Source organism: Pseudoalteromonas sp. SCSIO 43210, assembly GCF_054133285.1.
Genome location: NZ_CP087225.1, coordinates 1,917,287 through 1,940,835, shown reverse-complemented (window position 1 = coordinate 1,940,835; position 23,549 = coordinate 1,917,287). Strand labels below are relative to the sequence as shown.

General features: G+C 40.1%; 26 protein-coding genes. 4 read left to right on the top strand and 22 right to left on the bottom strand.

Annotated features, from left to right (window positions below):
* Nucleotides 1-9 precede the first annotated feature (9 nt).
* A complete protein-coding gene (gene mutS, locus LOS73_RS08335) occupies nucleotides 10-2,595 on the top strand; it encodes a DNA mismatch repair protein MutS (protein WP_457934820.1) in 2,586 nt (861 codons plus the stop codon).
* Nucleotides 2,596-2,885: 290 nt separating this feature from the next.
* On the opposite strand, the gene rpoS is transcribed toward mutS, so the two are convergent.
* The 11 genes from rpoS to LOS73_RS08280 form a co-directional block, all read right to left on the bottom strand.
* A complete protein-coding gene (rpoS, locus tag LOS73_RS08330) occupies nucleotides 2,886-3,860 on the bottom strand; it encodes an RNA polymerase sigma factor RpoS (protein ID WP_007376075.1) in 975 nt (324 codons plus the stop codon).
* Between the two features lie 35 nt (nucleotides 3,861-3,895).
* Nucleotides 3,896-4,720: a peptidoglycan DD-metalloendopeptidase family protein gene (locus tag LOS73_RS08325; protein ID WP_457934819.1), complete on the bottom strand. Its 825-nt coding sequence runs from the start codon at nucleotides 4,718-4,720 to the stop codon at nucleotides 3,896-3,898.
* 40 nt (nucleotides 4,721-4,760) lie between these two features.
* Nucleotides 4,761-5,339: a YqaA family protein gene (locus LOS73_RS08320; RefSeq protein ID WP_457934818.1), complete on the bottom strand. Its 579-nt coding sequence runs from the start codon at nucleotides 5,337-5,339 to the stop codon at nucleotides 4,761-4,763.
* Between the two features lie 9 nt (nucleotides 5,340-5,348).
* Nucleotides 5,349-5,987: a protein-L-isoaspartate(D-aspartate) O-methyltransferase gene (locus LOS73_RS08315; RefSeq protein WP_033028946.1), complete on the bottom strand. Its 639-nt coding sequence runs from the start codon at nucleotides 5,985-5,987 to the stop codon at nucleotides 5,349-5,351.
* Nucleotides 5,977-6,741, bottom strand: coding sequence for a 5'/3'-nucleotidase SurE (gene surE, locus LOS73_RS08310; RefSeq protein WP_457934817.1), 765 nt, complete (start codon nucleotides 6,739-6,741; stop codon nucleotides 5,977-5,979). The genes LOS73_RS08315 and surE overlap by 11 nt, the downstream gene beginning before the upstream one ends.
* Nucleotides 6,722-7,774: a tRNA pseudouridine(13) synthase TruD gene (gene truD / locus LOS73_RS08305; protein ID WP_007376070.1), complete on the bottom strand. Its 1,053-nt coding sequence runs from the start codon at nucleotides 7,772-7,774 to the stop codon at nucleotides 6,722-6,724. Before truD ends, surE begins: the two co-directional genes overlap by 20 nt.
* Nucleotides 7,771-8,268 carry a 2-C-methyl-D-erythritol 2,4-cyclodiphosphate synthase gene (ispF, locus tag LOS73_RS08300; RefSeq protein WP_007376069.1) on the bottom strand — a complete coding sequence of 166 codons (498 nt, stop codon included), beginning with the start codon at nucleotides 8,266-8,268 and terminating at the stop codon, nucleotides 7,771-7,773. The genes truD and ispF overlap by 4 nt, the downstream gene beginning before the upstream one ends.
* Nucleotides 8,265-8,966, bottom strand: coding sequence for a 2-C-methyl-D-erythritol 4-phosphate cytidylyltransferase (ispD, locus tag LOS73_RS08295; protein ID WP_457934816.1), 702 nt, complete (start codon nucleotides 8,964-8,966; stop codon nucleotides 8,265-8,267). The genes ispF and ispD overlap by 4 nt, the downstream gene beginning before the upstream one ends.
* Nucleotides 8,956-9,243, bottom strand: coding sequence for a cell division protein FtsB (ftsB, locus tag LOS73_RS08290; protein WP_007376067.1), 288 nt, complete (start codon nucleotides 9,241-9,243; stop codon nucleotides 8,956-8,958). Before ftsB ends, ispD begins: the two co-directional genes overlap by 11 nt.
* A gap of 40 nt (nucleotides 9,244-9,283) precedes the next feature.
* The gene (locus LOS73_RS08285; RefSeq protein WP_457934815.1) at nucleotides 9,284-9,916 is read right to left on the bottom strand and encodes a hypothetical protein; all 633 of its coding nucleotides are present in this window, start codon (nucleotides 9,914-9,916) and stop codon (nucleotides 9,284-9,286) included.
* A gap of 75 nt (nucleotides 9,917-9,991) precedes the next feature.
* On the bottom strand, nucleotides 9,992-10,471 hold the full coding sequence (locus tag LOS73_RS08280; protein ID WP_002958965.1) for a DUF2947 domain-containing protein: 480 nt from the start codon (nucleotides 10,469-10,471) through the stop codon (nucleotides 9,992-9,994).
* Nucleotides 10,472-10,531: 60 nt separating this feature from the next.
* Here LOS73_RS08280 and LOS73_RS08275 point away from each other — a divergent pair, with 60 nt between their 5' ends.
* From LOS73_RS08275 to LOS73_RS08265, 3 genes are read left to right on the top strand one after another with little or no spacing between them, the layout of a single operon-like run.
* The gene (locus LOS73_RS08275; protein WP_008135296.1) at nucleotides 10,532-10,771 is read left to right on the top strand and encodes a DUF1653 domain-containing protein; all 240 of its coding nucleotides are present in this window, start codon (nucleotides 10,532-10,534) and stop codon (nucleotides 10,769-10,771) included.
* A gap of 52 nt (nucleotides 10,772-10,823) precedes the next feature.
* Nucleotides 10,824-11,672 carry an AAA family ATPase gene (locus LOS73_RS08270; protein ID WP_457934814.1) on the top strand — a complete coding sequence of 283 codons (849 nt, stop codon included), beginning with the start codon at nucleotides 10,824-10,826 and terminating at the stop codon, nucleotides 11,670-11,672.
* A gap of 1 nt (nucleotide 11,673) precedes the next feature.
* Nucleotides 11,674-12,861, top strand: coding sequence for a vWA domain-containing protein (locus tag LOS73_RS08265; protein ID WP_457934813.1), 1,188 nt, complete (start codon nucleotides 11,674-11,676; stop codon nucleotides 12,859-12,861).
* A 59-nt stretch (nucleotides 12,862-12,920) separates the two neighbouring features.
* Here LOS73_RS08265 and LOS73_RS08260 read toward each other — a convergent pair whose 3' ends face one another.
* The 11 genes from LOS73_RS08260 to tkt all read right to left on the bottom strand — a co-directional run bounded on the left by LOS73_RS08260 (nucleotide 12,921) and on the right by tkt (nucleotide 23,342).
* Nucleotides 12,921-13,868 carry a hypothetical protein gene (locus LOS73_RS08260; RefSeq protein WP_457934812.1) on the bottom strand — a complete coding sequence of 316 codons (948 nt, stop codon included), beginning with the start codon at nucleotides 13,866-13,868 and terminating at the stop codon, nucleotides 12,921-12,923.
* Between the two features lie 340 nt (nucleotides 13,869-14,208).
* The gene (locus LOS73_RS08255) at nucleotides 14,209-14,523 is read right to left on the bottom strand and encodes a helix-turn-helix domain-containing protein (RefSeq protein ID WP_457934811.1); all 315 of its coding nucleotides are present in this window, start codon (nucleotides 14,521-14,523) and stop codon (nucleotides 14,209-14,211) included.
* Between the two features lie 59 nt (nucleotides 14,524-14,582).
* The gene (locus LOS73_RS08250; protein ID WP_457934810.1) at nucleotides 14,583-14,999 is read right to left on the bottom strand and encodes a GNAT family N-acetyltransferase; all 417 of its coding nucleotides are present in this window, start codon (nucleotides 14,997-14,999) and stop codon (nucleotides 14,583-14,585) included.
* Nucleotides 15,000-15,017: 18 nt separating this feature from the next.
* Nucleotides 15,018-15,473, bottom strand: a complete 456-nt coding sequence (locus LOS73_RS08245) for a GNAT family N-acetyltransferase (RefSeq protein WP_342865771.1) — start codon at nucleotides 15,471-15,473, stop codon at nucleotides 15,018-15,020.
* A gap of 71 nt (nucleotides 15,474-15,544) precedes the next feature.
* Nucleotides 15,545-16,720, bottom strand: a complete 1,176-nt coding sequence (locus LOS73_RS08240) for an NRAMP family divalent metal transporter (RefSeq protein ID WP_342865783.1) — start codon at nucleotides 16,718-16,720, stop codon at nucleotides 15,545-15,547.
* Between the two features lie 202 nt (nucleotides 16,721-16,922).
* On the bottom strand, nucleotides 16,923-17,279 hold the full coding sequence (gene hpf, locus LOS73_RS08235) for a ribosome hibernation-promoting factor, HPF/YfiA family (RefSeq protein WP_007376058.1): 357 nt from the start codon (nucleotides 17,277-17,279) through the stop codon (nucleotides 16,923-16,925).
* A 188-nt stretch (nucleotides 17,280-17,467) separates the two neighbouring features.
* Nucleotides 17,468-17,782 (bottom strand): pyrimidine/purine nucleoside phosphorylase, encoded by a 315-nt coding sequence (gene ppnP, locus LOS73_RS08230; RefSeq protein ID WP_002958974.1) that lies wholly within the window; start codon nucleotides 17,780-17,782, stop codon nucleotides 17,468-17,470.
* A 379-nt stretch (nucleotides 17,783-18,161) separates the two neighbouring features.
* Nucleotides 18,162-18,968, bottom strand: a complete 807-nt coding sequence (locus LOS73_RS08225; RefSeq protein WP_457934809.1) for a hypothetical protein — start codon at nucleotides 18,966-18,968, stop codon at nucleotides 18,162-18,164.
* Entirely contained in the window at nucleotides 18,961-19,767 is an 807-nt protein-coding gene (locus LOS73_RS08220; protein ID WP_058230535.1) for a hypothetical protein, read from the bottom strand. The genes LOS73_RS08225 and LOS73_RS08220 overlap by 8 nt, the downstream gene beginning before the upstream one ends.
* Nucleotides 19,764-20,954 carry a hypothetical protein gene (locus LOS73_RS08215; RefSeq protein ID WP_457934808.1) on the bottom strand — a complete coding sequence of 397 codons (1,191 nt, stop codon included), beginning with the start codon at nucleotides 20,952-20,954 and terminating at the stop codon, nucleotides 19,764-19,766. The genes LOS73_RS08220 and LOS73_RS08215 overlap by 4 nt, the downstream gene beginning before the upstream one ends.
* Nucleotides 20,955-21,350: 396 nt before the next feature.
* Nucleotides 21,351-23,342 carry a transketolase gene (tkt, locus tag LOS73_RS08210; protein ID WP_457934807.1) on the bottom strand — a complete coding sequence of 664 codons (1,992 nt, stop codon included), beginning with the start codon at nucleotides 23,340-23,342 and terminating at the stop codon, nucleotides 21,351-21,353.
* Between the last annotated feature and the right edge of the window lie 207 nt (nucleotides 23,343-23,549).

Sequence of the window (23,549 nt, the reverse complement as noted above, 5' to 3'; positions counted from 1 at the left end):
GGTAAATACATGTCGTTTGATCTTTATGCACCACACACTATAAAACAACAAACCCCTATGATGCAGCAGTATCTAAAAATAAAATCAGAGCATCGCGATATTTTATTGTTTTATCGCATGGGCGATTTTTACGAACTCTTTTTTGACGACGCAAAACGCGCCGCTCAATTACTTGATATTTCACAAACGCATCGCGGCAAAGCCGGTGGCGATCCTATCCCTATGGCGGGCGTGCCTTATCATGCGGTTGAAAACTACTTAGCACGCCTAGTCCAAATGGGCGAATCAGTCGCTATTTGCGAACAAGTTGGCGACCCTGCAACCAGTAAAGGTCCCGTTGATCGTAAAGTTGTACGCATAGTTACACCCGGTACAATTTCTGACGAAGCGCTTTTACAAGAACGACAAGACAACCTCCTTACCAGCGTTTGGCAAAGTAAAAAAGGCTTATACGGTATTGCCTACCTTGATATTAATTCAGGTCGTTTCAACATAGTTGAAGTAAACACCGACGAAGCCTTTAGCTCAACTATTCAGCGCCTATCACCAGCAGAACTTCTGTATAGCGAAAGCTTTGAAAACGTTCATTTAATTGAGCATATAAAAGGCGCTCGTCGTCGCCCAGAGTGGGAATTCGACTTAGATACGGCCCAACACTTATTATGCGATCAGTTTGGTACTAAAGATTTAGTCGGCTTTGGTGTTGATAAAGCCCACAGCGCACTTGTTGCTGCAGGTTGCCTAATGCAATACGTAAAAGATACACAACGTATTGCATTGCCGCATATTCGTGCAATTACGCTTGAGCACAACGAGCACGCAGTTATTTTAGATGCTGCAACACGTAAAAATTTAGAGCTTACCGTTAATCTATCGGGCGGGTTTGAAAATACACTTGCTCAAATACTTGATAAAACAGCCACCCCAATGGGTTCTCGCTTACTAAAGCGTCGTATTCATACACCAATTCGTAATAAAGATGAGCTCAATTCACGTTTAAATGCAATTAGCGCTATTTTAGATGTACAACTGTGTGGTGAATTGCACGAATCATTAAAAGAGATTGGTGATGTAGAGCGTGTTATTGCCCGCCTAGCTTTATGTACTGCTCGCCCACGCGATTTAACGCGTCTGCGCAGTGCACTACAAGCACTTGCACCACTGCATACTTTGTTAGGTGATACTAACGATCCTCGTATAACAGATATTATCAAGCACTCGCCTGAACTCCCTGATTTACAAGCATTGTTAGAGCAAGCTGTAATAGAAAACCCACCAGTACTTATTCGTGATGGTGGCGTTATTGCCCCGGGTTACAACAGTGAACTTGATGAATGGCGTAACTTAAGTAAAGGTGCAACCGATGTTCTTGATCAACTAGAACTGCGAGAACGCGAACGTACGGGTATTAGTACGCTTAAAATTGGTTATAACCGCGTACATGGCTTTTTTATTGAAGTAAGCCGCGCTAACGCGCACTTAGTACCAGCCGACTACATTCGTCGTCAAACGCTTAAAAATAACGAACGCTATATTATTCCTGAGCTAAAAGAGCACGAAGATAAAGTACTCGGTAGCCAATCAAAAGCACTCGCACTTGAAAAGCAACTATACGAAGAGCTGTTCAGATTTATCGCTCCACACATAGAACAACTGCAAGTGATGGCCGCGGCACTGGCTGATTTAGACGTATTAAATAATCTGGCCGAACGTGCATTTGCACTCAATTATGCAAAACCAGAACTGTGCGATAACGACAACATTAGCATTAAACAAGGTCGTCACCCTGTTGTTGAACAAGTAATGAAAGAACCGTTTATTGCCAACCCTGTTGAATTAAACAGCCAACGTAAAATGTTAATTATTACCGGTCCAAACATGGGCGGTAAATCAACCTATATGCGCCAAACAGCACTTATTGTGCTAATGGCCCACATTGGCAGTTATGTACCCGCTGACAGCGCTAAAATTGGTAATATTGATCGCATATTTACACGTATTGGTGCAAGCGATGATTTAGCATCAGGTCGCTCAACCTTCATGGTAGAAATGACCGAAACAGCGACTATTTTAAATAATGCCACGGCGCAGTCTTTGGTATTAATGGATGAAATTGGTCGCGGTACAAGCACTTACGATGGGCTGTCGCTTGCGTATGCAACAGCGAATCATTTAGCGTCAAAAATATCAGCTAAAACCTTATTTGCTACACACTACTTTGAGTTAACAGAACTTGCTGAACAAACAACAGGTCTGGTAAACGTGCACCTTGATGCAATAGAGCACAACGATACAATCGCCTTTATGCATACAGTACTTGATGGCGCAGCAAGTAAGAGCTTTGGCTTACAGGTAGCTGCTCTTGCGGGTGTGCCAAAAGCTGTGATTGCACAAGCAAAGCAAAAACTTAAGTTACTTGAAAATCATCAAAGCGTTACTGCACCAAATACAGAACAACAAGCCTTTACTTTTAATAACGAAATTGCACAAAGTACACCTTCAGAAGTTGAAGAGCAGTTAAGCGCAATCGACCCTGATAACTTATCGCCACGCCAAGCACACGATTTGTTATATAAACTAAAAGCATTGTTGTAATTTATGTCATCTAATTTACAAGCATAAAAAAAGCCGAAGAATAAATTCTTCGGCTTTTTAACACACATAGTCTTTTAAATTATTTAACTAACCTGAACTCTGGATAATAAATCTATCTCAAGCAGCTATTTTCAGCGCTCACTGCGTTGAATTTACTTGCAATAGGCCAGCTATTGACGCGTAAATTCGCCTTGTTTTCACTGAAAATCTTTGGCTAGAGAAAATAAATTTAACTATCACTATAATTCAATACATTGGTAAATCTCTTAACCAGAGCGCAGGTTAACTAGCTACGAAAACTGATTAAATAAGCTGTCTGTACTTAAACCTTCTTGTTGCAAAATGTCTTTTAAACGACGTAATGCTTCTACCTGAATTTGTCTTACACGTTCACGTGTTAAGCCTATTTCGCGGCCTACATCTTCAAGTGTAGATGGCTCATAGCCAAGTAATCCAAATCGACGTGCTAACACTTCGCGTTGTTTAGGATTTAACTCACCTAACCAATCTACAATGTGTTTATTTATATCATTCGTTTGTACTTGGCCTTCAGGGCCTGCACTTTTTTCATCAGGAATAATATCTAATAACACACTGTCATTTTCGCCGCCGATTGGCATATCAACAGAGGCTATTTTTTCGTTAAGACGTAGCATTTTTGTTACATCTTCAACGGGTCTATCTAAGCTCTCTGCAATTTCTTCAGCAGTGGGTTCATGGTCCAACTTTTGAGTTAATTCACGAGCGGTACGTAAATAAACATTAAGCTCTTTAACCACATGAATAGGCAAACGTATCGTACGTGTTTGATTCATAATGGCACGTTCAATTGTTTGGCGTATCCACCATGTCGCGTAAGTTGAGAATCTAAAGCCACGTTCAGGATCAAATTTTTCAACAGCGCGGATTAAACCTAAATTACCCTCTTCAATTAAATCAAGTAAAGCAAGTCCACGGTTATTATATCGGCGAGCTATTTTAACAACCAAGCGTAAATTGCTTTCAATCATGCGTTTACGAGAGGCGTCACAACCTTTAAGTGATTTTCGTGCAAAAAAGACTTCTTCTTCTGCACTCAGTAATGGAGAGAAACCTATTTCACCAAGATAAAGCTGAGTGGCGTCAAGGTTTTTTGTTACTTCTTCTTTGGCAAATATATCTTCGTCATCTACTTTTTCAAGTAACGATGTGTTTTCTTCAACGGTGGTATCATCGAACTTGTCATCATTCGTGATGTTTTTGTCAAATTTTGCTGCGTTAGCCATAAGCCTTCTCCCGAGCAATTATCAATACCTTAAAATTAGGGTAGGTATTTAGCAGGATTGACAGCTTGCCCTCGGTAGCGAATTTCAAAACGAAGTGCCGTAACCGAAGATTCTGAATTACCAATTTCTGCTATTTTTTGTCCAGCCTTAATTTTCTGCTTTTCTTTAACAAGTAATTTCGAGTTATGTGCATAAGCACTTAGGTAATCATCATTATGTTTCAATATGATTAAACTACCATAACCTCGAAGTGCGTTACCCGCGTACACCACCGTTCCTTGTGCCGCGGCTAATACTGAAGCCCCTTTTTTATTAGTAATCTGTAAGCCTTTGTATCCGTTTTCCTTATTAGAAAAGCGTTTAGTAATTTTACCTTTTGCTGGCCAAAACCACTTCACCTTACTACTCGACAAATACTTTTTATTACTAACTTTGTTACTGGCTTGTTTTTGAACATACTCTCGTTGTTTTGGCTGATCAAGCTCTTTCTTTAATTTTTTGTTATTTTTTTGTGTTCTTTTTCTAGACTTTTTACTCGAATTCGTATATTTTTTCGACTTTTTATTTTCTGACTGCAATGGTATTAAAGAGATATCTTGTCCAGGATATATTACATAAGGTGATGAAATAGAATTGTTTTTTGCTAATTTACGAAAATCTTGACCTGCACTAAAAGCAATTGAATATAAAGTATCTCCTTTTTGAACTTTATACTTATTACCACTAATGTTAATTTTATGATCTAAATAGTTAACATTATTATTTAGGCTGCTGACTGGTGCTGGAACATGACGAGACGAGCAGCCAAAAAGCAAAATACTAATAAATAAAGCAACATAACGCATAAATTGTTTATTCATTGTATTTAGCTCCTTATGTAAAAAAGTTATTTTATAAAGCTTAACGCAACAAAAAGTACGCTACTGCAATTAATACTACTAATCCCCAACCAAGTATTTCAATATATTGACGTAATTTTTGCTCCATCTTAGCTCCGCCCCACTTCATTAAAGCTGAAACTAAAAAGAATCGCGCACCGCGCCCGATGGCAGATGCAATTAAAAAAGGCAAAAAGGCCATTTGTAAAACACCCGCGCCAATCGTAAATACTTTATAAGGTATAGGTGAAAAACCAGCTAAAAAAACAACCCAAACACCGTAATCTTTAAACCAGTTTAATGCGACATCAAACTTTTCTTGCCAGTGCATTTGTGCAATTAATGGCTCAACAACGGGTTCAAATAACCAAAAGCCGAGTAAATACCCAATTATTCCGCCAACAACCGATGCGATTGTGGCAAAACTTGCAAAGCGCCATGCTTTTTTAGGTTGAGCAAGCGACATAGGCGCAAGCATAACATCAGGTGGGATTGGAAAAAAAACAGACTCAGCAAAGCTCATTACAGCCAAATAACGCTCGGCATGGCGATGCTTGGCCCATACAAGAGCCATATCATATAACTTAGTAAACAACTTCAAAATGAATTCCTATTCAATATCGCCAGGTACCAGTGGTACAAACCTAACTGGTGCAATAACATGTTCTGTGTAATCGTCGCCGTTGCGAATAACCATTATTAATTTTTGATCACTTTCACCAATAGGGGCTAATAACACGCCACCATCAGCCAATTGAGCAAGTAAATCTTTTGGCACTTTAGAGGCCGCAGCCGTCACTATAATACCGTCAAACGGCGCTTGTGACTGCCAACCTTGCCAGCCATCACCATGCTTCATCGACACATTATATAAATCGAGTTGATGTAACCGACGTTTGGCTTGCCATTGCAAGGCTTTAATACGCTCAACTGAATAAATTTTAGTGAACGTTTTAGCTAAAATTGCAGTTTGGTAACCAGACCCAGTACCAATTTCCAGTACTTTATTGCGAACACCCGCAAGGCGAAGTAGCTCAGTCATACGGGCAACAATATAAGGTTGCGATATAGTTTGCCCTTGCCCGATGGGTAACGCTGTATTCTCATACGCTTTATGTTGCAACACGTCATCAATAAAAACATGGCGCGGAATATTCGCAATAGCACTCAGTACTTGGGTATCTTCTACGCCTTCGCGCTGTAGTAAATCAGATAACGCTTTGGCGCTGCGCGTATAATTAGCGAGCACGGTTTATCTCCAAATCGGCAAGCCAGTCTCCTACCGCTTCTAAGCTATCTTTAGCGGTCATATCAACACTTAATGGCGTAACTGAGGCATAGCCATTATTGATTGCGTAAAAGTCGGTGCCTTCACCTGCATCACTTTCGGTGCCAAGCGATCCATACCAATAAATATCACGACCCCAGGGATCCGTTTGTTTGGTCATGGTTTCGGCTTTATGACGAGCGCCTAAACGTGTTACTTGCACCCCTTTTAATTCACTTAGTGGAATATCTGGCACATTAATATTTATTATTTGATCTTTTGGAAGCGGATGCGAAGCCAAGCCCTTAATAATATTGACGGTAACAGCAGCAGCTGTTTCAAAATGCACGCCTTTATGTGAGCAAAGCGATACCGCAATTGCAGGTAAGCCCAAATGACGTCCTTCAGTCGCGGCAGCAACTGTGCCAGAATACAGCGTGTCGTCACCTAAGTTGGCACCATGATTAATACCAGCAACAACTAGATCTGGTTTTTCATCAACCAACTGATTCACACCTAAATGTACACAATCTGTAGGCGTGCCATTAACCGACATAAAACCATTTTCGAGTGTCGTCGCTCGTAGCGGGTTCATTAATGTTAAAGAATTACTCGCGCCACTACAGTTGCGATCGGGCGCAACAAGAGTTACCTCTGCAATTTGTATAAGCGCCTGATATAAAACCGCAATACCTTTGGCATTTACGCCATCATCGTTACTTAACAGTATCTTCATTTATGCCATTATCCTTTTCTTTGCGCTCTCGTGGGCTTGCATCTGTATAATCCACCAGCTCGCGTAATAATGCGGTTGCAAAACACCCTTTAGGCAAACCAAAACTCAGCTTTAAACTCGTTTCATCTATGGTCTCAACCGTTAAGTTTTGCGGAATTAAACGCAGCATTCTGCGCTCATTTTTAAGGCCGAGTTCACCCAAGCCATCGCACCATGCTTGGTAAGGTGCAAGCCATACTTTTTCTTGCTCGGTTAAGCCTTTTTCACTTTTACCCACCATAGGTGCCGACATCATAATATCGCCAGTGGCTAATCGCTCAATGTTTTCATCGTTAATCGCATCTTCAAAAAATGCATTACTGCCGCTGAGCATAAATACTTCACGGTGCATTGTTTTAGCTAAACCATGCTCTTTTACACGCAGGCTCACTAACTGATTAAATACATGCGATCGTGCTGCTGAAATAATAATACCTCGCAACTTTTTATCGCGAATACGCTCACCGGCAAACATTTTTTCAGCCATAACTAAGTTATGACCACCATGACCAAAGCGCTGCTCGCCAAAGTAATTAGGCACGCCTGCGCGTACTGCGTTAATACGGCATAGAATATCAAGAGGCTTGGTTACATTACGAAGCGTAATAGTAAATTTATTACCTTTGTGGCAGCCCGTACGTAACTTACGGTCGTGGCGCTGTTGCGAAACAATAAAAATACTCTCGCTATTCAAGTCGCTAAAATCGATAGGCTTTTTAATCGGTACTTTTACACTAAACCACTGCGAGCACACACCGTGGCGATCTTTCATGCCTGCGTAACTTACGTCTCGCGGTGAAACACCCGCACGCTGCGCAATTAGCTTTGCAACGTATTGCGTGTTTTCGCCTTTTTTAACCACCTGCAAACACACGTGTTCGCCACTGCCGGTAAATTCTATACCTAAGTCTTCATCAACCATAAAGTCTTCAGCAGTGGTTTTAAAATCAGCTTTAGAAAGCGGTGCACCGTATAAATAATTTAAATCGCTCATGCGTTTTTTGTACTCGCAAGCTCTTTACTCATAATAACCACCGCATGGCTCGAAATACCTTCTTTGCGCCCTTCAAAGCCTAGCTTTTCGGTAGTAGTGGCTTTAACGTTAATTTGGCAAAGGTCACAATTTAAATCACTGGCTAAATTAGCACGCATAGCTTGAATATGTGGCAGCATTTTTGGCGCTTGCGCAACAATAGTCACATCGCCATTGCCAAGTACGTAACCTTGCTCTTTAGCTAAGCCCACCACATGGCGAAGTAAAATACGACTGTCGATATTTTCATACTCACTAGCTGTATCGGGAAAGTGCTTACCAATATCACCCATAGCAAGGGAGCCTAAAATAGCATCACATAATGCATGAATAGCAACATCGCCATCGGAGTGCGCTAAAAAGCCCTGTGGGTAATCAATTTTTTCACCACAAATAGTTAACGGGCCTTCGCCGCCAAATTTATGTACGTCAAAACCATGGCCAATTCGTATCATAATGCACTCTCGTTTTGTTGTTTATGTAATAAAAACCCAGCCAAATCTAAATCCTCTGGTGTGGTTATTTTAATATTGTCGCTGCGCCCTGCCACAAGCTTTACCGGTTTGCCCGCCCATTCAATAGCACTGGCTTCATCGGTAATAGTTGCCCCACTTGCTAATGCGTTTTGAAGTGCATTTTTAAGCTCGTCATATTTAAAAAATTGTGGGGTAAGTGCTTGCCATAAATCGTCTCGTGGCACAGTTTGTAGGGCATGTGTGCGGCCACGTTTTATGGTGTCTTTTACTTTGCTAGCTAAAATACCACCTTCGTCAGCACACATGCATTCATCAATTAAGCGTTCTATATCACTAATATTAACTAACGGGCGTGCAGCATCATGTACCAGCACCCATGCTGGAGGATTGGGCGCTAAAAAAAGTAAGCTATTGAGCACTGAATCGGCACGTTCATTTCCGCCACTGGCGCGAACAATGCGCTTATCAGCGAATGAAAGTTCGTCAAAATAGGGGTCGCTGTCGCTAAGAGCAACAACAATAGTGCTTAATTTAGGTAATTGAGAAAGTTTAGCTAAGGTGTGTTCTAAAATGGTTTTACCCGCTAATTGTATGTATTGCTTAGGCGCATTGTGCTGCATTCTACTGCCAACACCTGCAGCAGGTACAATTGCTGCAATAGTCTGTTTATTTGTCATATTGTTTGCCCGGTAAAACACGAATAAATGTTTCGTCCGGTTTAATCATTCCCAATTCGTTGCGTGCACGCTCTTCAATACCTTCTTGGCCAAGCTTTAAATCTTCTATATCAGCTGTAAGCACTTTATTTCGTTTAATAAGCTTTTCGTTAGTGTGTTGGTGTGATGCGACAGCACCTTTTAATCGCGTGTAGTCTTGTACGCCATTATGACCAAACCATAATCTATATTGCACAAACAGTGCTAAGCACAATAAGCAAGCTTGAAAAAATCGCATTTAACACTCCTTATTTTAAATCCCGAATACCTTAACTTTATTAAGCTAAAGGGCGCTTTAAATTGCGCCAATTAATACTACCCGCTAAAAGCATTTCGCGTAGTGATAAGAGCCGTGGTGAGCAGCGCTTTGAAAACTGCCATTGATGCCCACAACAAGCTGCGGTAAAACTTACCTTACTTGGCTTTATTAACTGAGCGTTTTGCTGCTCAAGCCCATTACCTAAAAAATCAAACCAACCTAGCTCGTTACAATGCAGCTTATTTTCATCTAACTGATCAATACTGTCTATTCTCAGGCGCACCTGATCGTAGCCATGCAATATAGCAGGCACTATTAACCCCACTTTGGCATGTGTTTGATAAAAAAGTTCATTAGCTTGAACATTCACATCGGGTGGTGTCGGTTTTTGTTTTTCAAGCCAAGACCCATTTTGCGAGTCCAACGTAAAAGGTGTGTCACCATTGGCAACTAACGTTGCCGCTCGCTCAATATAATAGGGTAGGCTTTTTAACTGCCGACGTAGCTTATCAGCATTAGGCTCTGCGACTAAACGCAAAACCTCACGCTGATAAAATGCATTGCACAATTGTGCATATAACACTTTTTGCGCATCAGTTTGCCAAATTTCAACTTGTTGCAGAGCACCAAGTGACTGATTTTTCGCTACCAATAGCTCTACTCAAAAACATTTAGGTAAATGTTTTATAGCACAGTACTGAATGCTTTTTAAGCATTACATACTAATTTAAGCGCTTGGCTTTTCACCTAATTTAGCTTTACCTGATTCTAAAAATTGCACAACCGTATTACGCTTTTTACCAATTAATAAACTGCCATCAGCTAAAAACATAAAGTTTTGCCAATTGCGTTTAAATACATCAAACGTCGTTTCGATAATATTATCGCGTGCCATACAAAAGTAAACCGTGGTGTTAGCTTCCCAATCTAAAAACGTTAAGATTGCTTCTGGTGGTAGCGCATCACCATTTTCCCACGCATCTTGCCAATCTACTTCTTGGCTAAAGCTTTTTTCTTGACCACACCAATCGGTGTCTTCAAAAAAATCAGGGTGATCAAACTCACGGCTCACCATGGTTGTCCAAAGTACGGCTGCGCGCTCGTCGCTCATAGGCTTTATTTTTGCTGCGTCTTCATCAGATACAGGTAAATCTTTGTGGCGAAAAACCCACGCCTTTTTGTAATCATCTAAAGAAATATAGTTCATAGTATTGGCAAATTAGTTAACATTAAAAGTGCAAAGCCAAATTATACAAGAGATCAAAACATGACTACAGCAATAAAACCACTTTCCCTAAAACCAGGCATATACCAACACTACAAAGGCCCGCAATATAAAGTTATTCATGTTGCCACCCATAGCGAAACCGAGGAACAACTTGTGATTTACCAAGCACTTTATGGTGAATTTGGTATATGGGCGCGCCCATTAAGCATGTTTTTAGAAACTGTTGAAAAAGACAGTAAAACTATACCGCGTTTTGCTTATATTGGACCTGCTGCTTAACTATGGCATTATAACAAAATAACTTACTGCTCAGACCAGACAAGGGTACACCGTGCAATTTAATTCAACTGACAATTACATAGCGAGTAGCGCGCTTAAACAAGCTGTAAATGCTGCCATTATGCTCGAAAAACCACTTTTAATTAAAGGCGAACCTGGCACAGGTAAAACTATGCTGGCTGAGGAGTTGGCTAAAAGCTTAGATACCACGCTTATTCAGTGGCATATAAAATCGACTACTAAAGCGCAGCAAGGCTTATATGAGTACGACGCAGTTTCGCGCCTGCGCGACAGCCAATTAGGTGACGAGCGCGTACACAACATTAGTAACTACATCGTTAAAGGTAAGCTTTGGCAGGCATTTACGTATGCAGAGCTTAACGGCAAACGCCCAGTACTATTAATTGATGAAATAGACAAAGCCGACATAGAGTTCCCAAACGACTTACTACTTGAGCTTGATAAAATGGAGTTTCATGTTTACGAAACTAATGAACGCATTGTCGCAAAAGAGCGCCCTATTGTGATCATCACATCAAATAACGAAAAAGAATTACCGGACGCATTTTTACGCCGCTGCTTTTTTCATTACATTGATTTTCCTAGCAGCGATGAAATGCAGCAAATTATTGACGTGCACTACCCTAACGTTAAACAAGATTTAGTACGCCAAGCACTCGAGGTGTTTTTTAACCTGCGCGAAGCAAGCGGCCTTAAAAAGAAGCCTTCCACCAGTGAATTACTCGACTGGCTTAAACTACTTATGGCAGAAGACATAGACGCTAAAACACTGCACGACAAAGCACAAAAAGGCGGTTTAATGCCCATGTTTGGCGCATTACTTAAAAATGAGCAAGACATAAGCCTAATCGAAAAATTAGCCTTTATGAGCCGCCGTTAAGATGTTGATTGCGTTTTTCTTCAAACTGCGTGAATACCGCCTACCTGTAAGCCTGCGCGAACTGCTCGATTTAATTAACGCCTTAAAAAAAGGCGTTATATTTGCCGACGTAGACGCCTTTTACCATTTAGCACGCACTATAATGGTAAAAGACGAAACGCACTTTGACCGGTTCGACAAAGCCTTTAGCGACTATTTTAGTGGTATTGCTGACCTCGATTTGCTCGAGAGCTTAAAGCAACAGCACAACTTACCTGAAGACTGGCTACGTAAAGAATTCGAAAAAAACCTAAGCGATGAAGAAAAAGCCCAACTTAAAGCTATGGGCGGGCTCGACGAGCTTATGAAAACCCTAAAAGAGCGTTTAGAAGAGCAACAAAAACGCCACGCTGGCGGCAATAAATGGGTGGGCACTGGCGGCACATCACCTTTTGGGGCATACGGCTATAACCCAGAAGGTGTGAGTATAGGGCAAGACGGCAACCGTAACCGCCAAGCGGTAAAAGTGTGGGACAAACGAGAATACAAAAACCTCGACACGGATCGCGAAATTGGCTCGCGTACTATTAAACTCGCCCTTAAAAAACTACGTAAATTTGCCCGCACTGGCGCAAGCGACATGCTTGATTTAAACGAGACTATTCGCGCGACAGCTAAACAAGGCGGCATGCTTGATGTAAAAATGGCGCCCGAGCGCCACAATGCAGTAAAAGTACTCATGCTGTTTGATATTGGCGGCTCAATGGATGACTACATTCATACCTGCGAAGAGCTATTTAGCGCCGCCCACAGCGAATTTAAACACCTAGAGTTTTACTACTTTCATAACTGTTTATACGAGCACGTCTGGCAAGACAACGCACGCCGCCACTCAAACGTAATCGACACCATGACGCTGATTAATAAATTTACCAGCGACTACAAAGTAATATTTGTTGGCGATGCCACTATGGGCCCTTACGAAATAGCTTATGCGGGAGGCTCGGTAGAACACTACAACGAAGAGCCCGGCAGTGCATGGTTGCAACGTATAACAAACCACTTTGATAAAGTCGCTTGGCTCAACCCACAACCCGTTGAACACTGGCCGTACTATCAATCGATTGGCTTTATAAAAGAGCTAATGAACAACCGCATGTATGCGCTGAGTTTAGATGGAATAAGTAGAGCGATAAAAGAGCTGAGTTGATAGTTAATATCAATGACAGCCCAGTGCCAGTGGCGGACGGTCGTAACCTTAGCTCCTTGTTATGTGAATGTACTGTGAACCATTTCAATATATGGAAAAATAGGTTCCACGATTGATATAAATAGCTCTTTGGCTTTTTCCCATTTATCAATAGTCGTAAGAAAGGTACCTATTACAAGTAAAAATGTAAGCCAAGCCATTCGTCTCTGAATTGCCACCTGTCGCTTTTGAATAATGTTTGCAGATTCATTGTTTTTTATGCTTTCTTTTGTAAGGGTAAAGTAATGTATGCCCTTTCCTTTCATTTTATACAATGGGTCATGTTCATTCTGATGCGAGATTTTTTGAACTTCTCCATCCTCAACGCAGGACTCAAGAATCCAATCTAAAGATTGAGATACTTGCTGATAAACTTTAAATTCACCTACATAGTGGTTACCAAATAATGATTTTGATAACTCACTTTTCCTAAATGTACCTCTCTGAAGAAAATCATCATTATTCATCAGAGCTTCATAAATTTCGAATTTACTTCTGAGTGGTGTTCTAAGGCGTCTAAAAACGGTTACTTTACGAAAATAAGTAAAGATTTTGTGTTTGAGTATACTTAAATATATTGCTCCGGTAGCCCTTAACAAAAATAACTTTATAAGCATATAAAGTGAACATTTCTGTTCACGAACATCCCAACCTTTAAAATAGTAATTCACATCAATTCGAGCATATCGGAGGTGATCAATGGACATTAAACAGTCTGAAAATTCAGAATCGTGCCTTCTCTTCATACGTCCTGCTAGAATACCTCCCCATCTAGCTGAATTTTTCGAAGGCATGAATTCAAAATTAATTCTTAGCGCCCCGCGGTTTTTAGATGGAATATTAGCAAGTTCTTTGATTTCCCCTTCAGGGACAAAAATATGCACTTCAAAGAAGTTGTATTTTTTCGTTTCATCAGAACTTAATGAAAAACGGTCTGGGCAAATATATTTTGAGAAATAGTTTATCAACCAAAATTTAAGATAGTCAGATATTAGTTTCAGAATGATGCACCGATTTATAAGGATTCATATAACAACTTTATCAGAGGACACTTTACCTATCTTAGCGTGAAAACATCCTTATTTTGTGAAATTACATTAATAGCAAATAGTGTAAGCTATTGCCAGCTATAAATATTAGGCTTACTGTAGGTTATTTAAACATGTGAAAAAGAAAAGTTTTCTCTTATGATTACTAATCTAATTACAACTCAGCTGAATGACTGGTTATCGCTCTTAGCTGCCGCAAGAAAGTAATAGATCGCGTCTTTCTTTTTGTCTTTTAAAATAATAAATAATCCAAAGGAACTTACAACTCAGCTATATGATTTAGCGTCTCAGGATGACGCTGCACAAGTTTTAGCAATATTATCGCTTGCCCATTAGGTGCACTGCGTCCTTGTTCCCAGTTTTCAAGCGTTCTTGCTGAGGTATGTAGAATGTTAGCAAACACACCACGCGACATATTAAATGTTTCTCGAATATTTACTATTTCATCCGATGAGATAGCAAGGTCGTTGATATCATTTACCTTATGAGAACGTAACGTAAGCTTTCCTTGTGAATGCGCTTTAGCGTCCATAAGTGCTGTAGTTAATTCTGAAAATAAATCACGTTTGCTCATTGCGCCATACTTTTGAAAGCTATCTAAATAATCTTTATATCATGCAGCAATATTTATTATTACTTGCTAATAAACTTACACATTCCGAGCCCTAAACCATCGCCATCACGTTTTAAATAACCATATTGTGTATAAAAGCTTTCTTTACCGTGAGCACTTAATAAACCTATAGTAGCGCCATTAGAGCAGGTGTTGTTTAGGTAGTTTTCAATGTGAGTCATAACTAAATGACCTATGCCTTGTTTTTGATAACTTGGCGCAACAATTACATCTTGAATATAAAAATACATTGCGCCATCACCGATTATTCTACCAGTGCCTATTAACTTATCAGTATCGTATACGGCAACCCAAAAAAGTGAGTTTTCAATGCTTGCTTTTAATGTTTTATCGTCAGGGTTTTGCCACTTTGCTTGTGCGCGTAAATTAGTAAATGCATCTAATCCTGGAGCTGTATGTTCAATTTTGTATTTCATAATCTCCCTTACTCACTTTTAAAGCGCTTTACTCATAAACAAGCTGTACGGATCTAACTCATAATCACCAAATGGTTCGCATTCTTTAAAACCAAATTGAGTGTAAAGCTTTTGTGCGGGCAAAAATACCTTTGCCGTGCCGGTCTCTAAGCTTAACTTTTTATAACCTCGCAAAGTTGCTTGCTCAATAATATGCGTGAGCAATTTAGCAGCGATGCCTTGGCGTAAATAGTTGCTTGATGTGCGCATTGCTTTAATTTCGCCATGCGTTGTATTTAGTGCTTTTAAAGCGCCAACACCCGCTAAATTATTATCAATCCATAAGCTATAAAAGGTTATATCGGGCTGAGTGAGTTTACTCACATCAAGTGCATGTACGCTCTCAACAGGTGAGTGTTTTAACATATCGTTATGATGCGCTTGTAGTAACTTTATAACGTGTGGGTTTGAAAGCTCACCTGTTCTAATATCCATTTATACCTCGTTTAACCCTAGAATTTAATGCTTTAGAGCTTTAATTAAAACCCTAAAGTAAGTGGCTCTATTTAGGCTGCTAGTTTCCATACTACAAAAGCGACAGCAAACCCAACTAAGTACACCAAACCTAACCACGTTAAACTACGTAGTAAAACGCTATGCTTTATAGCAGGCTCTGATCGCACGAGGCTAAAGTTAAGCCATGCAAATACAGGCGTTGTAACAAATGAAAGTGTCATCGCAAAGGTAAGCATGGGGCCAAGGGCTGATTTAAAAAATAAAATAACCGCCATGCCGGCAAGTGCTTGTAGTATTAACCAAATATTTAGACTGTGTTTTGATTGCCCAAAGCCAAGTAGTTTATGAGATTCGTTAAGCGTACGGGCGTAGCCGTCTAGCACGGTGAGTGTGGTGCCAAACATACATAAAAAGGCGATTGCTGATACAAGCGGCCTTGCCCACTCGCCTATTGTTAATGCATACATATCAATAAGCTGCTTGGCAAACGCGACACCGCCGAGTTCTATACTGCTGGTTTGCCCGTACTGCACTAATACACCTAAGCTAAAAAACACCAGTGCTAAGCCAGCTGTAAGCCAGTAACCTACGTTAAAGTCGAACAGGCCTTGGCTTTTAGTTACCGTTTGCTGGGCTTGTTTTTCTTTTAGCCATAAAGAGCTAAGAGCTGATATTTCTATGGGTGCTGGCATCCAGCCCATTAAAGCCACCATAAAGCTAAGCATGGCAAGTTCATATGGTGAAGGCCCTACATAGTCAGCAGGCGCCACTGGGCCGTTACTAAACGCGATAACTAACGCAATAACGGTAGCCAGTGTTAATAATCCCATTATGCCTTTGGCCACACTGTCGAGCGCTTTAAAGTGCCCTAACAATAATATGGCTAAGCACACTCCTAATAATATCCAACATAGCAGTGTTACCTCTATCACTACAGGCAGCGCGTAATGCAGTAAGCTTGCGGTAAGTAGTAGTACGCCGGCGGTGTTAACGACGGCGGCTACAATGTTTAAACCGATAAAGCTGTAAAAATAAAACGGGCCTTGACTCTTATAGCCCTCCACTAGGCTATTTTTAGTCGCGAGTGTGTATTCCATACCAAAGCGAAAAAACGGGTACTTTAAAACATTAACAACAAGGATTAGCCAAAATAGTTGCCAACCAAATATTGCTCCAGCTTGCGTAGAGGCAACTAAGTGAGAACCGCCAATAGCGGCTGTTGCCATGAGTATTCCAGGTCCAAGCGCACCTAGTCGATACTTCCATACTGCTTTTGTTGTGTGCATTAATTTCTCAAAATATGTGTGTTGTACGCTGCTTTTATTAATTCTTTTGATTAATAAACTGCAAGAACGCATAACTTACCTAAATTACAGGCAATAAAAAAGAGCCATACGGCTCTTTTTTATAATACTTTGGAACTAAATTTTATTTAAGATCCATCTCTTGGATGATCTCGTGTGCGATTTCAGGTGTCGTGCTAACAGGCTTTTCGTGTAGGTTTGCTTTTATCTGCCCTTTTCGATGTTTTAGTGCCGCATCGAGTTTTTTAGCTGCACTTGCAATGGCAGGGTACATAACTTCGTTTTCCCCTTTTACCGATATGCGCGTGCCTTCGTAATTAGTGCTAATTTCAGCTTGGATTTTATGATGCTCTTTAGACAATATAATATCGAGTGCAATAAGCGATGGAAAGTGGCTCTCGATTTTTGAAAATTTTTCGTTGATGTGCTCTCTAATAGAGTCAGTAACTTCAACATGGTGACCAGAAAGATTAATTTTCATAGGGTATCCTTTTATTTGTTACCTCATAAATAGTATTGGGGGCTATTTAGATTAACACAAGGAAAAAAGAGAGATATTTGAGGTTTATTTGCGGCTTTTGGTGATTTAAATCATGCGTTGTGCAAAGTTTATGCAAAGCCCATTGTACATGGGCTTTCAGACGTCTACTTAACTTAAACTAAGATTGGTTAATCTGTGTACGAACAACAGTAGTCAGCAAAATCAGATACTTTTACTTTAAAGCTTACATTTGCATCAACATTAAACGACTCACCCGCGTTAAATGTTTTCCACTCACTTGCACCTGGTAATAAAATATCCCATTGGCCAGCTAAAAGCTCCATGCATTCTTTTTGGTTTGTATCAAAAACAAACTCACCTGGTTGCATAAAGCCTAACGTTTTCGCTTCACCATCACCTAAAATAACGGTGCGGCTCGATACTTTTCCGTCAAAATATACATTGGCTTTTTTTACTACACTTACGTTATCGAACTTTGGCATTTTTAGCTCCTGCTAATTTTTATATTTAATTGCAGTCACATTGCCTGATACATAATGAGCTTGCAAGGAAGTGGAGCGAAAAACATTAAGTCAAAATATCATAACGGCAAACAACAACTTATTTTTATTGAATATTAGCTTTTAGAGGATATGTTAAATAATTAGAAGCTACGCTTCTCACGTGAGCAAGCTCTACGTCTACAAATAACGCTCCTTAACTTTTGGTGCAACTTTTTGTAAAGCTAGCTTTTCTTGTTTTAAAAGTAACTCTTTTACAAAATTTTAAACCAGCGAGATCGCGCAACAGAACTTATAATTTATTACAAGGAGGAATAAGAGACACTGCGCTTTCAAAAAAAGAGATAAGGCTCTGACAAAGTTAAACGCCCTGCGAGTTATCTGTTATTAAATTATCGTGGTCGGGGGGTAACTCAGTAAGCTTTATTGATTCCATAATCCGCTGTTGTGACTCAAGTGCATGCTTAGCCCATTTTTTATGCTTATCAGAGCGATCAATACGATGATTAAATTCAACCTCTAAAAAAGCATGTTCACTTAATGGCAAACAATAAAAATCTTGACAAGAGAGGCTATTATTTCTTTTTACTTGGTAGAACACCCACTGGCAATTGTTAAATATAACTTCTTTGGCTGCTGGTAGTGGTGGATATCCTCGAGTCTCAATACGCCCTAAAATTTCTTCTTTCAGTGCCTCACCTTCCCAAGGGTTTGCTCTTTTACTGGATTCTAACGTGGTATCATTTTTAACTTCGGTATTTCTGCCATCAGGTCCCCAATGGAAGTTATCGTATGATTCAATCACAAAACGCTTTAATTGCACGGTATCCAGTACATTGATTTCATTAGTTTGTTTAATCCTTAGTTGGCAACTAAGCATGCCATACTCACTACTTGGTAAATAGCTTACTGGTGGCAAGTACATCCAGTTTTTAGTAAGCATATGTACATATACGTGGTGGAAATAATCTTCCTTGTGCTGATTAAACCAACTTGTTGAATTATAGGGAAATGAGACATCAATTGTAGAAGGTACAGCAGCAACATTACTACTAGGCATATCAAGGGTTAATAGCTTACCTTCTAAAATAAAGCGATAGTAGATGCAATTTTCAAAATTAGGCCCCTCAATAAAACCACGATAAAACGCCTTGGCTAAATTAAACACTTTTAGAATTATCAGCAATTAAATTATCGTGATCTGGAGGTAAATCACTGAGCTTTATTGATTCCATAATCCGCTGTTGTGATTCAAGTGCATGCTTAGCCCATTTTTTATGCTTGTCAGAGCGATCAACACGATGGTTAAACTTTACTTCTAAAAAAGCATGCTCACTTAATGGCAAACAATAAAAATCGTGACGAGAGCGCCTATTACTTTTTTTTACTTGGTAAAATACCCATTGGCGATTATTAATCATAACCTCTTTAGCGGCAGGTAATGGCGGCTTTCCATAAGATTCAATACGACCTATAATTTCTTCTTTTAAAGCTTCCCCCTGCCAAGGATTTGCTCTTTTACTCGATTCTAAGGTGGTATCATTTTTGATTTTAGTGTTTTTTCCATCTGGGGCCCAATGAAAGTCATCGTACTCATCAATTACAAAATGTTTTAATTGGCTGATATCAAGCACATTGATTTTATTGGTTTGTTTAATCCGTAACTGACAACTGAGCATGCCATACTCACTACTGGGCAAATAACTAACTGGTGGTAAATACATCCAATTTTCAGTGAGCATATGTACGTATTCATGGTGTAAATAGTTTTTTTTATGTTGTTTAAACCAGCTGGTCGAATTATAGGGAAACGATATATCAATAGTAGACGGTACAGCTGCGACATTGCTATCCGGTACATCGAGAGTGAGTAGTCTGTCTTCTAAAATAAGACGATGGTGAACACAATTTTCAAAATTGGGCCCACCAATAAAACCACGATAAAACGCCTTAGCTAATTTGATCATAACCGTGCATCCGTAGTCGGTAGAGTTTTAATAAACTTTCTTACTACATCGGCCTTATCATTATAACCAAGCATTTGAAGTTGGTCAGCGTAAGTGACTAGACCTAAAAATGGTAAAGTATGAGGGCTGGCACCAGCATCATCACCTGTAACTAAGCCTTTAAATTTCATCGAACGGACAAGACTGCTTGACGATAAGTCATTACGGCCAGCTAGATTAGGTACTAAATCATAGGGGTTATTACGCACCGCAACAACTTTTAATCCGGTACTATGGGCAATGCGTTTTAAACGCTCGATATTTGAGCCTGAGCCATGCACGGCTAATTGTTGGCCTGTAAGTGACTTACCATAATATATACGATAGTGCTCCAGGGCTGCGCAAAAAATTATCGCGCCTTGGCTGTGCGCTAACCATTTAACCTGCTTACCTTGCTGGTTATTTTGTGCCAACACCGCTGCTAAATGTTGAGCGTTATGGGATTTAGTACCTAAGCGTTTATCAAACGCACATTCCACCAAATCTAGCTTTGGTCGATCTGTTGGGTTATGAAACAGCGTATAAGCTTTAATACCGTCTCCCTCATAAGCTCTATCAAGGTGGGTGCCCATTAACCATGTAGCTTTGGTAAGCTCATTTTGCATACCATTGACTGCTGCGTGTTGTGTATTGACTCGAGTCGTTGGAGTAACGTCTTCATCCCACGCTCCTTGTATTTCTTCTATCTCTTCCCTCTTCATGGCTTTATTATAAGTATGATTACTAAGCCTTTTTACTTCATAAAGCATCGTACGCTCTGCAGCAAAGTTACTTTTAGCTCCCTGCAATTGCCTATCGAAAAGTATATCTTCCAAATTGATAAAATTATTTTTAAGTGAGTATTCAATTAAAAAATGATAATTACGAAATGGGTACTTTGTTCGCCATAAACGGCGCAGCGGGTTACGGCTATGCTTAATTGAGTTTGTAGCATTAGGGTTCGCGCATATTTGAATAATATCGGCGCATACCATTTTTAAATCATAGTCATTGAGCTGCGATAGCATAGCAAGTGCTTGGCAAGTAAATTTAGCTTTACTAAATGGGAAGTTAACGGGGAGCTTAACACCAAAATCTCGACAGCTAAGCGCGTCAAGTGGGATAACAGAATGAGCATTGATAGTTTTATTGAGTTTAGACCAAGACATATTTCTTCCTTGTAAATGAGTCTGGGTTAAAATACTACGTTAAATTATTTATTAGAGCAAAAATAATTTAACGCAGTATTTTAATGTTGAATTACATCTTTCTGGCTCCATTGTAGGTCGTCATTTATGGCGTCATATTTTTGATTTACCTTTAACACCAACCTGCATAAATCTTTGATCAATTTAACGAATTAAATTGCACTATTACGTCGTTAAAAATTTTTTATTTAGAACAACTAGATACAAAAAATTTTGCCTAGTTCTAGCGTAATTTTCTTAATGTTAAATAGACCCCATATATAAGCAGATTGGTATAACGCGCTAAAGCACGACCTATAAACAAAAAAGCCCGCCCTGTTTTAAACAGAGCGGGCTTTTAATCTTTAAAGCAATCGATTAAAAAAGCTCGTTTGCTTTGCTTACAATGTTTGCCACTGTAAAACCAAAGTGCTCAAACAACTCATTAGCTGGTGCTGACTCACCAAAGGTAGTCATACCTACTACTGCGCCGTTTAGGCCTACGTACTTGTACCAGTAATCAGCAATACCCGCTTCTACTGCTACGCGGCGTGTAACAGATGCCGGTAATACGCTTTCTTTATACTCTGCGCTTTGATCTTCAAAGGCATCAGTACATGGCATAGATACAACACGTACCTTTTTACCTTGGCTGCGTAGCTCAGTTGCTGAATCTTGTGCTAGTTGCACTTCAGAGCCCGTCGCAATGAAAATAATTTCTGGGTTGCCGTCACAGCTAAGGATGTAACCACCCTTTTTAACATCGCTTAATTGCTGTGCGTCACGCGCTTGTTGCTCAAGACCTTGGCGAGTAAAGATTAACGATGTAGGACCGTCTTTACGCTCAATAGCTTGTTGCCATGCAATTGCCGACTCAACTTGGTCACATGGACGCCAGTTGTATAAGTTAGGCGTTAAACGCATGCTTGCAATTTGCTCTACTGGTTGGTGAGTTGGACCATCTTCACCTAAACCAATTGAATCGTGCGTGTATACAAAAATGCTTGGTTGCTTCATTAATGCAGCCATACGTACGGCATTTTTTGCATATTCAACAAACATTAAGAACGTAGCACCGTAAGGAATAAAGCCTTTATGAAGGGCAATACCATTCATAATTGCAGACATACCAAACTCACGTACACCGTAGTAAATGTAGTTACCGCTTGCATCGTCGTGTGTTAAGCCTTTAGAACCATCCCAAATTGTTAAGTTTGAGCCTGCTAAATCGGCTGAACCACCCATAAATTCTGGTAATAACGGACCAAATGCGTTTAATGCATTTTGCGATGCTTTACGAGACGCTGGGTTTGCAGGGTTTGCTTGTAATTGCTCAATGTACGCTTGAGATTTTTCAGCCCAATCGCCAGGCAGTTCATTATTAATACGACGTTTGTATTCAGCCGCAAGCTCTGGGTATGCTTTTGCGTATGCTGCAAATTTTTCGTCCCAGCTTGATTCAAGCTGCTGACCTTTTTCTTTGCTATCCCATTGTGCGTAAATATCATCAGGAATTTCGAACGCATCGCCGGTCCAACCTAAGAATTCGCGAGACGCTTTAATTTCGTCATCACCTAGTGGTGCACCATGACAATCGTGGCTACCAGATTTATTAGGTGAGCCGTAACCAATAATTGTTTTACAACAAATTAGTGATGGTTTATCGGTAACACTTTTAGCTTCTGCAATTGCAGAACTTATAGCATCGCTGTCGTGGCCATCAACACCACTAATTACATGCCAACCGTATGCTTTAAAGCGAGCTGGCGTGTCATCTGTAAACCAACCTTCTACTTCACCATCGATTGAAATGCCGTTGTCATCCCAAAATGCAACAAGTTTACCCAGACCTAATGTGCCTGCAAGTGAACCTGCTTCATGAGAAATACCTTCCATAAGGCAGCCATCGCCCATAAATGCATAGGTAAAGTGATCAACAATATCGTGACCTTCACGGTTAAACTGTGCAGCTAGCGCTTTTTCAGCAATGGCCATACCTACGGCATTTGTGATCCCTTGACCTAATGGACCCGTAGTAGTTTCGATTCCTGGTGCATAGCCGTATTCAGGGTGACCTGGTGTTTTAGAATGCATTTGACGGAAGTTTTTAATTTCGTCCAGTGGTAAGTCGTAACCACTTAGGTGCAATAGAGAATAGATAAGCATTGAACCGTGGCCGTTTGAAAGAATAAATCTGTCACGGTCAGCCCACTCTGGATTTGTTGGGTTGTGTTTTAGATAATCGCGCCATAATACTTCTGCGATATCAGCCATGCCCATAGGGGCTCCAGGGTGACCAGATTTGGCCTTTTGTACTGCGTCCATTGACAAGACGCGAATAGCATTTGCAAGTTCTTTGCGAGATGGCATGAATTCTCCTACCTTTATATGTGTATTTGCACGGGTATTTATTATTCGTTTATGTATCCAAGTTTATTGAATACTGTTATACCGACCATTCTTACTTATTGTGGGGGCGGTGTGCAATTAAAAACCCCATAAAAGGGAGCATTATGAATATTTTTTAAGACCAGAACGACATTCGTAATTTTATTTAGACGTCTAGGCGTAAAAACA